The organism is Blautia parvula (assembly GCF_020215665.1).
Classification (GTDB): domain Bacteria; phylum Bacillota; class Clostridia; order Lachnospirales; family Lachnospiraceae; genus Blautia; species Blautia celeris.
Genome location: NZ_CP084061.1, coordinates 3,704,012 through 3,716,966 on the forward strand (window position 1 = coordinate 3,704,012; position 12,955 = coordinate 3,716,966).

Here is a 12,955-nt window from a genome sequence, read left to right on the forward strand (position 1 = left end):
GTAAAAATCACTGTCTTCGCTTTAGGTTAAGCGCTTTCTCATGGTGTTACCATACATCAATTTAGACAATTAGTCAATATATTCTTTTTATATTTTATTTTTTTATAATTTATGCACAAATACAGATATTGTTTTTTGTTAATAATGTTTTGATTCTTTTGCGTAACCGTTTACACAATTTTATTGACAAATAAGGCTTTCTCATTTAAAGTAATACTAACAAGATTTAACTGCCCGTGCCGCGGGCGGGGCATCAAAAGGAAAAGGATAAAAATATGGAATCTCAAAAAAACATAACGATATATGATATAGCACAGGCAACGAATCTGTCTATCGCTACCATTTCCAGGATCATTAATAAAAAGGGCCGTTATTCGGCAGAGACGGAGTCCAGGGTTATCAAGGCCATGGAGGAATTAGGCTATACCCCCAGCGCCAGCGCGCAGAGCCTGGCCTCCAACCAGACACATACCATCGGACTGGTTCTGCCGTTTTGGAGCATACAGCAGCCAAATGATGACTTTACCATTCAGTTTCTGAGCGGCGCCACGATTGCAGCCAATCACCTGAAATACGACCTTCTGCTGGACAACCGCTCTTTTGTTCCGTCAGCCTCTACCAGCCAGATCATAAAACGCCGGAGGGTTGATGGCTTTATCTTTGCGTCAGTGGGAAACAGTTATCAGCACTTCATGGCAGAACTCATCGCTGCTGACTTCCCAACCATTTACACCGGAGTGCAGCTCCCCTTTGACAGGAACGGCAACAATGTCTACGGCGGACATGAAATATACAAACAGGATTTCCTGGAAATCTGTTATCAGAAGGGCTACCACAACACAGCGCTGTTCACCAGCTACATGCAGGCACAGGAACTGCAGATGGTGGAGATCAGCCGGCAGATCGTGGAGGATTTCCGGCTGAAGAAGGGGCTTACTCAGGAGCAGTGCCGCTTTATCATGTATGATTATTACAATCCCAAAAGCTTCCAGTATGCGCTGGAAGAACTACTGACTCAGAAAAACCCTGTGGAGGCAATCTATCTGGATCAATTCCCCACCTGCAGCCAGGCCTATAGTATTATAAAAGCCATGGGGCTGCGCATCCCTGAAGACGTGGCTGTGGTGGCAACCAGCCACTACTCACGGGGAGGAGAAGAATTCTCTCCAAAACTGACCACTACCTATGTACATTCCTATGAAATGGGATACCGGGCAGTGGAACTGCTGGTCAACAAAATAGAAAAGAAGGGACTGGAGATCGAACACGATGTCCCCTACTCTTTCCTGTACAGGGAGAGCTTTTCCCCGTCGAAAAAGACCCAGAATCAATAGAGTAGGAGGGAGTGACTAGCTCCCGTCCTCTCACACCACCGTGCGTACCGTTCGGTACACGGCGGTTTCAATAGTTGACATGCACAGACTGATAGGCTGTGGCTAAATCATAAAAGCCACTGTTTATCAGTCTTTCTTTTAACATAGCTCTCTTTACTGTCGTAAGATTTGAAGAGAACCAATGTCCTTTTCGACTGTTAGCCGCTATATGTGCATAGTATTCTGGAATTCCCATTCTGATTAGATTTCTCTTTTTCGTTTTAGGCAGCTTCCACTGTTTCCATATACACATGCGTATTCTGTGATAGAGCCATCCGTTGATATCTTCTATGTTGTTCTTCATGCTTGCGATTCCGTAGTAATTCAGCCAGCCCCTAGCATACACCTTTATCTCTTCAAGACTCGGTTTTATGCTCTGACACTTCTTACGGGAAGATAAGGTTTTCAGTTTTGACTTAAATTTCTTCCATGACTTTGGATGAACTCGGACATATATGCCACTACCATTCCTTCCCAACGTAAAGCCAAGGAACTTAAATTTTCGGATTGCAAACACACTGACAGTACGGCTTTTCTTTCTGTTCACTGTTAGTTTCAGTTTCTCTTCGAGATATTTCGTACTGCTTTCCAAAAGTCTTTCTGATGCTCGCTTGCTCTTTGCTAACAACACTATGTCATCAGCATATCTGACACAAGGCACACCTCTCTTAAAGAACTCTTGGTCAAACTCATTCAGATAGATATTTGCCAGTAACGGCGAAAGATTTCCACCTTGCGGAGAACCTTCTTCCGTTTCCATTACCACTCCATTTTCCATTACACCACTTTTCAGATATCGTTTTATGAGTTGGATTTCTCTTTCATCTTTTACATTCTTGCGTAAAAGGTTTAATAACAGTTCATGATTTAACGTATCAAAATATCTCGATAAATCCAGCGATACCGCATAGGTATAGCCTTGTTCTGCATACTCTTTTACCTTAAGGATTGCGTCTTTTGCGCTTCTGTTCGGGCGATATCCGTAACTCGTTTCGCTAAAGAGTGGTTCATAGATTGGCATTAGCTGTTGTGCTATTGCCTGTTGTATGGTTCGGTCTATCACTGTCGGTATGCCTAGCTTTCGCACACCACCATCTGCTTTTGGGATTTCAACTCTCCTTACTGGAGACGGAGTATATTTCCCTCTTAATATTCGGTCTGTCAACTCCTTTTGATGTTCCCTTAAATATGGGAGTGCTTCTTCAACGGTCATTCCGTCAATTCCCGCCGCTCCCTTGTTTGCCTTTACTCTTTTGTACGCTCTGTTCATGTTGCCCTTGTACAGTATCGCCTCTAAGAGTTTCGGCTGTGCACTGTCTCTTTCTTTCCATATCCGATTGAACGACCTAGACGCTTTCGCATACCCTTCATGTTCCGCACTATCTCTTTGCGAACAGCCATTGTTCATGTTTTCTGTCATTGTAAGTCATTCCTCCCTTTCTCGGTCATACTCAAGGCTCCTATTGATTCGGTCCTTCATCTTTCGACTACTATGACCTCTGCTGACTTCTGTGCGTTCAGCATAACCTTACAGTTATGGTTACTCCTTTCAGAGCATTCCACACAGACCTCCCTGGGTACCACACGTTTCCTTCTCTCCATCTATCTGCCACATTTATCATGCATGATTCCGTGTAGTTATTGGGCTTCGACTTGTTATGCAGCCTTACCCTCATGCATAACCTTTTATGTGATTTCTGTTCGTCAGACCGGAGATTTGCCCATGGGTTAGTATGTTCCCCATATCCAGCTTCCTTCCGATTCCGTCTCACGGCGGACACCCTTGCTTTCGGCTATATCCTTCCCACTACTACAATAGAATTATGGATAAGGTACATGACAACCAACCATGTCCATATCCTTCTTATTGCTCAAGCTGTTAGAATGAAGGGAACAATGGTATGACTGCTTCCCACTTGGACTTCGCGTCCGTCCGGTAGAATGTCAGCCTGCCCTCATTCGCAGCATTCGTTTTACGCAGGTAGAGCTATTACGTTCGTGTCAGCCAGTAGTTAGAATAAGCAATGAGTAAAGCCGACCTTACCATTGGCAAAATACAAAACAAGGAGAATACAATGAATGCAGTAGGTATTGACGTATCAAAAAACAAAAGTACAATCGCTATCCTCCGCCCATTCGGAGAGATTGTTGCTAAACCATTTGATGTAAAACACACATCTTCTGACATAACATATCTAATTAGCCAGTTGAAAAGCTTAAATGGCGATACTCGAATTGTTATGGAACATACTGGCCGATACTATGAGCCCATGGCGCAGTGGTTATCAGACGCTGGTTTATTCGTAAGTGCCATTAATCCTAAACTAATAAAAGACTTTGGTAATAATACATTACGTAAAGTAAAAACAGACAAAGCTGATGCAATAAAAATCGCACGCTACACTCTTGATAACTGGTGTGAACTTAAACCATACAACAACACGGATGAATTACGCCGACAACTGAAAAACATGAACCGCCAGTTTGATTTCTACATGAAACAGAAAACAGCCATGAAGAATAATCTTATTGCTCTTCTTGATGAAACATTTCCAGGTATAAATACCTTCTTTGACAGCCCTGCAAGAAATGATGGAAGCCAAAAATGGGTGGATTTTGTCACTATCTTCTGGCACGTTGACTGTGTACGTAGACATTCTATTTCTTCGTTCTCTGAGCGGTATCAATCTTGGTGTAAAAAGAAAAAATATAATTTTCAGTCCCAAAAGCCTAACGATATATATGAATTTAGTCACGATCTTATCGCAACACTGTCAAAAGATAATGTAACGAAACTTTTGATTCAGCAAGCAGTTGATCAGCTAAATATAGCCTCAAAAAATGTGGAATCACTTCGTCTCCTTATGAACCAGACTGCCGCTAAACTTCCAGAATACCCAATAGTACTTGATATGGCTGGGGTAGGAACTACACTCGGCCCGCAACTGATAGCTGAAATCGGTGATCTATCCCGTTTTTCTCATAAAGGTGCTCTAACTGCCTATGCCGGGGTTGATCCAGGTGCCAATCAATCTGGTGACTATGAGCAACAAAGTGTTCGAACATCAAAGCGAGGAGCTCCACAACTCAGAAAAACCTTATTTCTAATTATGGACTCACTTATGAAACTGGCACCTCCAGATGATCCGGTATACGGATTTATGATGAAAAAACGTGCTCAAGGCAAAGATTATTACGTTTATATGACCGCTGGTGCAAACAAATTTCTCCGTATTTATTACGGACGAGTCAATGAATACCTCTCATCATTGACTTCTTAATAGTAGTTTTTCATCTTTCCCTTTTCAGCCGGCAATAATTGGCGGCTTTATTGTGATACCAATTTTTTAATATAACTTATTTTAAAAATAACTATTGACTTTTTCTTTGCAGGCTACCGGGCGGATTCGAGACTTTCACTCGTTGGAAACGTGCGCCGCCAGGCGCACATAAAAACAGGCCGCCGCATTGATTTCTCAATGCGGCGGCCTGTTTCATTTCATCTATTACTGAGCTAACTTAACCGGGTTAAGCTTAACGCTCGGTCCCATTGTGGAAGCGAGTGTTACACTCTTCAGGTACTGACCTTTCAGTGTGCTTGGCTTAGCCTTTGTGATAGCTCCCATGAGCGTCTGGAAGTTGTCCGCTAACTGCTCCTCTGTGAAAGAAGCTTTTCCGATTGGCACGTGAATGATGTTTGTTTTATCAAGACGATATTCAATCTTACCAGCTTTGATATCCTGAACAGCTTTTGTAACGTCCATTGTTACGGTTCCGGCTTTCGGGTTTGGCATTAAGCCTTTCGGTCCGAGTACACGACCCAGACGTCCAACAACACCCATCATGTCCGGTGTAGCAACAACAACGTCGAAATCTAACCATCCTTCGTTCTGGATCTTCGGAATCAGTTCCTCTGCTCCAACATAGTCTGCACCTGCAGCCTGAGCCTCGTCAGCTTTGGCATTCTTTGCAAATACTAATACACGAACAGTTTTACCGGTTCCGTGCGGCAGTACAACCGCACCACGAATCTGCTGGTCTGCATGACGTCCGTCACAACCTGTTCTGATATGAGCTTCGATTGTTTCGTCAAATTTAGCTACTGCTGTTTTTTTAACTAAAGCGATAGCTTCTTCTGTATCATATAAGTTTGCGCGATCAACTGCTTTTGCAGCCTCTACATATTTCTTTCCGCGTTTCATATTAAATAACCTCCTAGTGGTAATTGCGGGAATGTCCCTCCCACGTTCGTTTCAATAGTTCAAAAGGCAAGGCCTGGCCTTATTCCTCTACAGTGATTCCCATACTTCTTGCAGTACCTGCGATCATGCTCATTGCTGCTTCTAAGGAACCTGCATTTAAGTCCGGCATTTTCATTTCTGCAATTTCCTGAACTTTCGCTTTGGAAATTGTAGCAACTTTAGTTTTGTTCGGTACACCTGAACCGGATTTCAGGTTGCAGGCTTTCTTTAACAGAACTGCTGCCGGCGGAGTTTTGGTTATAAAGCTGAAACTTCTGTCCGCATATACTGTGATAACAACCGGGATGATCAGATCACCCTTGTCTGCTGTTCTCGCATTGAATTCCTTTGTAAACTGTACAATGTTTACACCGTGCTGACCCAGAGCAGGTCCAACCGGTGGTGCTGGTGTTGCCTTTCCAGCAGGAATCTGTAATTTAATATAGCCTGTTACTTTCTTTGCCATTTTCGGCACCTCCTAATTATGTGGTAATGTCGGGGATTTCCCTCCCACGAGCCATGTGACGTATGGCCCTTTCATCTTCGTTACATTTTCTTAACTTCTGCGAAACTGATTTCAACTGGCGTTTCGCGGCCAAACAGCTCAACATTTATTGTTACAATCTGTTTTGCTTCATTGATGCTCTGGACAACGCCCACAGTATCTTTCCAAACACCGCCTGTAACAACAACACTGTCACCCTCTTCAAAGTCGATCTGGAGCGTTACGTTCTGGATACCCAGACGATCCATCTCTTCCTCTGTCAAAGGAACCGGTTTTGACCCCGGACCAACGAATCCTGTGACACCTCGTGTATTTCTGACAACATACCAGGTATCATCATTCATCACCATGTTAATAAGGACATAGCCCGGAAACATCTTCTTCTGCACCAGTTTTTTCTGGCCGTTTTTCATTTCCTCAACGTCCTCCATGGGAACACGGACTTCCAAAATCTGATCTTCCAGGTGTCTGTTTTCAATTGTCTTGTCAATGTTGGCTTTTACCTTGTTCTCATACCCTGAATAGGTATGCACAACATACCAATTTGTTTCTGACATAAAATCACCTTGTCCTTATTTGATTAATAGATTCAGAATCTGCAGGGCTCCGCTGTCAATCACGGCAATGAGCACTCCCAGAATGGCAGTGATCACCACAACCGCAACTGTCTGCTTTACCAGCGTCGGCCTGTCAGGCCAGATAATCTTCTTGAATTCAGCCTGAAGTCCTTTGGTCCAGTTCTTTTTAGGAGCTTTTACCTTCTTTTCTGCATCCATAGCTTCACCTCTCAAGCCAAATTATTTGGTTTCTTTGTGCATAGTGTGAGCCTTGCAGAACTTACAGTATTTTTTTGTCTCCATACGTTCCGGATGGTTCTTTTTTTCCTTTGTCATGTTGTAATTACGCTGTTTACATTCAGTACATGCCAATGTTATTTTTACGCGCACGACTTCTCCACCTCCATGTGTCTTTTATCTCCGGCAGATTCACGTCTCTGCCGCATGCAACGTTTCGGTTTCCTGCGACAAGATCCTATTTTCCGCCTGAAAATTAGGCACAAAAAAAAGACCTACTTCCACTGTCGCTTGTCCAGTTTAGCATAGAAATAGGTCTTTGTCAATTTATTTTTCTTTTGTTATCTCAACCCCCGGCCATTTTTTCGCCTTCATCATTCTTGATCTCCCAATGGATCAAAATCGTCAGGATTGCCCTCAGCACAATGATCCCCGCCACAATATAAATCTCGGACAGCTCCCTCACCACCACCGTGCGCAGGATCTCACTTCCCAGCTTGAACTCCAGCCCCATGGCAAGTCCTTTTGCAAGAAGCAGCTTTGTACCCGGGTCCCGCTTGACATAGTGGATTATCCCTCTGATCCCTGCAAATATAATAACTCCCACGCCGATATATTCAAATAACAGAATCGCCAGGTCCACGATTATACCCAGCACCTCTTCTAAAAACAGCATAGACTACCCTCTCTCGTCATTATGTAAACCATCTACATATGCCATCAACTCCCTCTCACTGGCAATATCGCCGTCAAAGGGATAGTTTTTTTCCACTTTCTCAAACAGCCGCTTCCATTTCTGTGCCGCTTCCCTGTCCTGATTCTGGATCAGATCATAGGCGTACTGAATACGCAGCACGGACGGCATGGAGGAGGAACGCTTCAAAAACTCCTGAATCCCGGTCTTCTCATACTCTCTGCTCAGTTCTTCTCCGGGGCCATCCAGCATAAGTCTGCAGAAAATCATCTCCGCCTCCAACATGGACCTTTGGATTCCTATAAGACCGGAAGCATGTTCCAGCAGCCTTTCGCCTATTTTAAGGGCTGCCGGGAAGTCCTGCCTGTCAATATTCCGGCCGGCGGCAAATACACCGGTTGCCACACACAGAGCATTATCCCACAGCACTTCCGATACAGGTTCAAACCACTCCTGTGGCATATCTTTCAAGCGTACTCCCAATGTAAACTGTTCATTTATCTTTAGCTGCAGCCACAGACAGCGCACTGCCTCTTTATCCTTCCCCAGATGGAGCGCATTGTATCCATCATTGTTTATCCCGCCAAGCCGCATGGGCACTGCATTCATCAGTGCAAGAAAGACACCGACAACAGCAAATGCCATAAACAGGATCTGCAGATACCCGTGTCCGTCTGCTGCAAAACAGATCATTAAGGATATGGCAGCAGACAGCAGATTAAAAAGGCTTCCGCCCAGATTGTACAGCAGATACGGCATACTTCCATTCACCAAGTCAGGCGGTGCCAGAAGGCACTGTCCCCCTGTACCCATAAGGGAATACCGGCCCCGCTTAATTCCGTCTCTTTTCTTAACCAGAATCATTTTTCCCACACGGAAGGAAGAAAACTTATATCCGCTCAGAAGCCCGCAGACCAGATGGCCCCCTTCATGTACGATCGTCTGCAGAAATGCAGCCACATAAAGGCACAGGATTATCCACGCAAGACCTGCCAGAATTTCCGCAATCCTGACCTTTCCTCCATGCATTCTCTCCACAAACATCATGCCAAAGTACCCGCACGCTCCGCCGATCACGGCTCCCACGATCATCTGCGGCCACAGTCTCTGTCTTTTCTTTTTTATTCTGCCCATAATCTGCTCATTCATCCTCCCAAAACAGCCTGTACGGCAAATACGCCCGGCTGTTGATCAATCTGCTGTCTCTTAATTTCTACAGTTACATATCATCTTACCCTGTATCCCGCCCACAACTTCAGGTGCTACGGCTAAAATATCGGACTGCAGGGCAGCCGAACCACTCCACATTTCTTTTATTTGTGGTAAATGCGGGCAAATTCTCTTACCTGCCGCTCCAGTTCCTCAAGTCCGTCCTCCACACTGCATTCCGGGCTGTCATATTTATTCAGCAGAAAAAATATGGGGGCATAAAAATTAATTGCCATGGCCCTGGCATCCGCCTCTCGAAAGACTCCCTGACGTATCATTTCCTCAAACAAAACCGTCTGATAACGGATACTATCCTCCATATAAATCTTCCTGTACACTGCCGCGATCTCCCTGTCCCTGTACTGCTCTATGGTGAGCATTCTGCGGAATCTGCCTGCAAAAGGGTCCTGCAGGTAAAACAGAAAGACCTTCCTGCTCAGCTCCACCAACTCCTCCACGCTTATGACGCCGTAGGCAAATGCTGCCGCCTCCACAGTGGTATCATCCGGAAGGCCAAACGTGTGGCTCATGGCCTCCATTCTTCTGGCCATCTCCTCCACAATGGTCTCAAAAATCTCCTTTTTGCTTTTAAAATGCTTATACAGGGAACTATCTTTGATTCCCACCGCATCCGCGATATTTTTTACACTGGTCCCCTGATACCCCCTGCTTGAAAAAAGTGTCAGGGCCTCCTCCACAATCCGCTCTTTAGTTGACATAACTTTGCTGTTTCCCTTCCAGATATTTTTTCACAGTTTCTTCCTGTTCAAACAATGCACAGCCCCCTGTATGTATACCGGTGAGGTTTCCATCCTCCCGCAGTCTGCGAAACAACGGAGAACGCATAGCTTCCTTAAGACTTACATCCTGCAGACTGGTGTCCGAATAGGGGGAGAAGGGACACGGTTCCGCCCCGCCCCGGGCATTGATATGGAAAAATCCCCGCCCTGCGGCAAGACACCCTCCGGATGCCCTCTCATCTCCCGGAAAAGAAATCAGAAGCATATCCCTCTGCGTCTCCCGCAGCGCATCCAGCCTGTCTGCCATATATACCCGATCCTCATCATCCGGTGCAAGGCCTGCCGTATCTCTGTCCACAGGTACATATTCCACATAAATCACAGCTCTGCAGCCCAATAGGGAAAGTTTTTCAGAGAAAGTATCTGCAGTTACTTCCTCCATATTTTCTTTTGTCACCGTAACAGACACTCCATATAAGATATTCCGCGCCTTTAGCGCCTCCATGGTCTGCAGCAGACAGTCATAGATCCCGGCGCCTCTTCTGGCATCCGTCTTCTCTCTGTCCCCCTCAATGCTGAGAACCGGCAGAAGATTCCTGTTATCCGCAAATAGCTGCAGGCAGGCATCTCCCTCCGAGTCCGGCCCGCTTTTCCCGCTGTCCGGCAGAGTATTGTTAATAATCATAGTACCATTGGTGAAAACAGGGAACAAGATATTTTTTCGCATTCCTGCTGCTTTCAGCACATCCGGCCTCATCAAAGGCTCCCCGCCTGCCAGCAGTATGAAGCCCACCCCCATATCCTCTGCCTGCGCAAAAATATCATCCCACTGTTCAGCGCGCATCCCATTGTGCTCAGCCCCGCTGCTGCAGGCACGATTGGCCCATGCATAACAGCCTTTACAGCGGAGGTTGCACCGGCTGGTGATGCTGGCAATCAGAAACGGCGGGATATGCTCCCCATTTTTTTCAGCCTTCCTTCGTTTCCCCGCCGCCTGTCTGGCAGCCTGTGCATATTTCACCAGAAATACGGCGGATCTCGGATTTGTAAGAGACGCTTTCTTCATGCCTCTGATAATATTTTCCACCCCGCGGTTAAGATATTGTTCCAACTGTAATTTTTCCATACACTTCCCTCTCCCTTTCTCTGCATAGACTCTCTGCTCCTCAGGCTAGCAATCACTAGCTCTTTATCTCATTGTAGCTAGTATTCACTAGCTTGTCAAGCAAAATAAATCATGACTTCTTTGGAAATGAATGTTAAAATATAAGAATCACAGTAAATGGCACCCGCATCCGCACGCATATGAAATGAGGAAACCTCTTTGAAAAATATACTGGAATTAAACCATGTAAAAAAAGAATACTCCGCCGACGGCCTGAAGACCCTGGCCGTGGACGATGTCAGTTTTTCTGTACCTGAGGGAAGTTTTATAGGGGTTATGGGGGCCTCCGGCTCCGGAAAATCCACACTGCTGAACCTTATCTCCACCATTGACCGGACCACCTCCGGCCGGATCATACTTGACGGTACAGACCTCTCCCAGATACACCCAAACCAAATGGCACAGTTCCGCAGAGAGCATCTGGGATTCATTTTCCAGGATTATAACCTGCTGGACACTCTGACCCTGCGGGAAAATATAGCGCTTGCCCTCACAATAAAAGAACTTCCCCGAGCAGAGATCACCAAAATCACATTGGAGACTGCAGCCAGACTGGAAATAGAAGATATCCTGGACAAGTTCCCCTGCCAGGTATCCGGCGGACAGCGGCAGCGATGCGCCTGTGCAAGGGCAGTCGCTGCCAGTCCCCGGCTCATACTGGCTGATGAGCCTACCGGTGCCCTGGATTCCCACTCTGCCAGGAACCTGATGGAGACCCTGGTGATGCTTAACAGGGAGTTTGGCGCCACAATCCTTATGGTCACCCATGACGCCTTCTCAGCCAGCTACTGCAAGACGATTCTGTTTATGAAGGATGGGAAGATTGTCCATTCCCTGGCACACCAAAAACAGGACCAATGGGGTTATTTTATGGAAATATTAAATACCACTGCAAAAGTAATGGGGGATTCCGGATATGTATCTTAGACTTGCTCTCCGAAACGCCAGGCGTTCGGGCCATGATTATCTGATCTATATGACTACGCTTACTATTTTGATCGGGGTCATGATGTTGTCCGACCTCACTGCCGCTGCGGGAAAAATGGAGGCAGGCTTTGAGACGAGTTCTCTGCCGCTCATCATAACAGTCATTATCCTCCTTCTGCTGAATTACATGAATCGCTTTATTCTGAACCAGAGAGCACGGGAGTTTGCTGCCTATGCTCTGATGGGAATGGAAAAAAACAGATTGTCCTGGATGTACTTTACAGAATTTTTGTTTCTCGGACTGCTCTGTTTTATATTGGGACTTGCTGTTGGAATACTGTTATACTATGGGCTTTCCCTCCCCTTTTCCCGTTTCCTTGACAGATCACAGATAAACCTTATCCTGATTTTGCAGGCTGCTGCACAGACCGGTTTTTACTTTATGGCCATACAGGTTCTGTCCCTCCTGAACTGCCGGAGGATTATCAGCCGTCTGGAAATCATCCAGCTTATGACCGTTCAAAAGAAGAACCGGCAGGCCTCTGTCACCCGTTTCAGCAGAATATGGCCGGCAGCTTCGCTTATCAGCTTTCTTCTTTTCTGCTCTCTCGTGTCTGCCATTGCCTTTCTTCCGGGAAATGAAGGTATGGCGTTCGTTTCCTGCATCGCTCCGGTTATGCTGTTTTTCGTCTTTTCTTTTTATAAGGCGTCCTATATAAACGGCAATAAATACCGACAGCAGAAAAATGAACACCTGTACCACAAAAACCGGCTTTACACCGCAGCCCTGCTGCTTTCAGACAGCAGATCCGATATCCTTATAAACAGTGTCCTCTGCACCTGTCTGCTTTTCTCCTTTTCCTCTTTTCTATGCGGATGGGTCATGCTGCAGGCCAAGGATGCAGTTATGGATGCGGTCTCACAGAGATGGATGGGATTTCTTCAGATCTGCATGTGCTCTGCTTTTATTGTCATCTATTTTTCCGTTCTGTCTGTGCAGCAGATCGTAAGCATCCGCAAAGAGGCTCATGGGCTGCAGGTTCTGCAGTATCTGGGAAAAAACCGGCTCCAGGTGACAAGACTTATGGCCCTGCAGATCTGTCTGAAATTTTCCATCCCGCTCATTCCCTGGGCCATTCTGATGCTGCCTGCCGTTCTGCTGTCTGACCATAAATTAACCCTCGCTTTGAGGACACCGCATCTGGTGCTTCAGGGGGCTGTGGGGTTTCTGATCTGCTTTACCCTGCTTTATCTCCTGTATTTTTATCTGGTTTACCATACAAATATAAAGAATATTTCTTAGGAAC

15 protein-coding genes are annotated in these 12,955 nt (G+C 45.7%); 4 read left to right on the forward strand and 11 right to left on the reverse strand.

Annotated features, from left to right (window positions below; genetic code table 11):
• Nucleotides 1–275 precede the first annotated feature (275 nt).
• Nucleotides 276–1,334, forward strand: coding sequence for a LacI family DNA-binding transcriptional regulator (locus LC508_RS16985; protein ID WP_103733266.1), 1,059 nt, complete (start codon nt 276–278; stop codon nt 1,332–1,334).
• A gap of 67 nt (nt 1,335–1,401) precedes the next feature.
• On the opposite strand, the gene ltrA is transcribed toward LC508_RS16985, so the two are convergent.
• Nucleotides 1,402–2,793, reverse strand: coding sequence for a group II intron reverse transcriptase/maturase (gene ltrA / locus LC508_RS16990; RefSeq protein ID WP_186971214.1), 1,392 nt, complete (start codon nt 2,791–2,793; stop codon nt 1,402–1,404).
• A gap of 56 nt (nt 2,794–2,849) precedes the next feature.
• Nucleotides 2,850–2,975, reverse strand: a complete 126-nt coding sequence (locus LC508_RS28260) for a hypothetical protein (protein WP_255611085.1) — start codon at nt 2,973–2,975, stop codon at nt 2,850–2,852.
• Nucleotides 2,976–3,448: 473 nt separating this feature from the next.
• Here LC508_RS28260 and LC508_RS16995 point away from each other — a divergent pair, with 473 nt between their 5' ends.
• A complete protein-coding gene (locus LC508_RS16995; RefSeq protein ID WP_186971215.1) occupies nt 3,449–4,654 on the forward strand; it encodes an IS110 family RNA-guided transposase in 1,206 nt (401 codons plus the stop codon).
• A gap of 225 nt (nt 4,655–4,879) precedes the next feature.
• Here the strand turns inward: LC508_RS16995 and rplA are convergent, their stop codons facing one another.
• The 9 genes from rplA to LC508_RS17040 form a co-directional block, all read right to left on the reverse strand.
• Complete coding sequence (gene rplA, locus LC508_RS17000) at nt 4,880–5,575, reverse strand: 50S ribosomal protein L1 (RefSeq protein ID WP_033139666.1); 696 nt, start codon at nt 5,573–5,575, stop codon at nt 4,880–4,882.
• 79 nt (nt 5,576–5,654) lie between these two features.
• Complete coding sequence (gene rplK, locus LC508_RS17005; RefSeq protein ID WP_033139665.1) at nt 5,655–6,080, reverse strand: 50S ribosomal protein L11; 426 nt, start codon at nt 6,078–6,080, stop codon at nt 5,655–5,657.
• An 80-nt stretch (nt 6,081–6,160) separates the two neighbouring features.
• On the reverse strand, nt 6,161–6,676 hold the full coding sequence (gene nusG / locus LC508_RS17010) for a transcription termination/antitermination protein NusG (RefSeq protein WP_033139664.1): 516 nt from the start codon (nt 6,674–6,676) through the stop codon (nt 6,161–6,163).
• A gap of 15 nt (nt 6,677–6,691) precedes the next feature.
• The gene (gene secE, locus LC508_RS17015) at nt 6,692–6,895 is read right to left on the reverse strand and encodes a preprotein translocase subunit SecE (protein ID WP_033139663.1); all 204 of its coding nucleotides are present in this window, start codon (nt 6,893–6,895) and stop codon (nt 6,692–6,694) included.
• A gap of 21 nt (nt 6,896–6,916) precedes the next feature.
• Complete coding sequence (gene rpmG / locus LC508_RS17020; protein ID WP_018597038.1) at nt 6,917–7,066, reverse strand: 50S ribosomal protein L33; 150 nt, start codon at nt 7,064–7,066, stop codon at nt 6,917–6,919.
• Nucleotides 7,067–7,259: 193 nt separating this feature from the next.
• A complete protein-coding gene (locus tag LC508_RS17025) occupies nt 7,260–7,589 on the reverse strand; it encodes a DUF1622 domain-containing protein (protein ID WP_033139662.1) in 330 nt (109 codons plus the stop codon).
• Nucleotides 7,590–7,592: 3 nt separating this feature from the next.
• Nucleotides 7,593–8,741, reverse strand: a complete 1,149-nt coding sequence (locus LC508_RS17030; RefSeq protein ID WP_146051660.1) for a M50 family metallopeptidase — start codon at nt 8,739–8,741, stop codon at nt 7,593–7,595.
• 179 nt (nt 8,742–8,920) lie between these two features.
• Entirely contained in the window at nt 8,921–9,535 is a 615-nt protein-coding gene (locus LC508_RS17035) for a TetR/AcrR family transcriptional regulator (RefSeq protein WP_033139660.1), read from the reverse strand.
• Nucleotides 9,525–10,682 (reverse strand): radical SAM protein, encoded by a 1,158-nt coding sequence (locus LC508_RS17040; protein ID WP_103731155.1) that lies wholly within the window; start codon nt 10,680–10,682, stop codon nt 9,525–9,527. The genes LC508_RS17035 and LC508_RS17040 overlap by 11 nt, the downstream gene beginning before the upstream one ends.
• Before the next feature lie 198 nt (nt 10,683–10,880).
• Here LC508_RS17040 and LC508_RS17045 point away from each other — a divergent pair, with 198 nt between their 5' ends.
• Together LC508_RS17045 and LC508_RS17050 are read left to right on the forward strand one after the other, a co-directional pair.
• Nucleotides 10,881–11,648, forward strand: a complete 768-nt coding sequence (locus LC508_RS17045) for an ABC transporter ATP-binding protein (RefSeq protein ID WP_103731154.1) — start codon at nt 10,881–10,883, stop codon at nt 11,646–11,648.
• A complete protein-coding gene (locus LC508_RS17050; protein WP_103731153.1) occupies nt 11,638–12,951 on the forward strand; it encodes an FtsX-like permease family protein in 1,314 nt (437 codons plus the stop codon). The genes LC508_RS17045 and LC508_RS17050 overlap by 11 nt, the downstream gene beginning before the upstream one ends.
• Nucleotides 12,952–12,955: the final 4 nt, after the last annotated feature.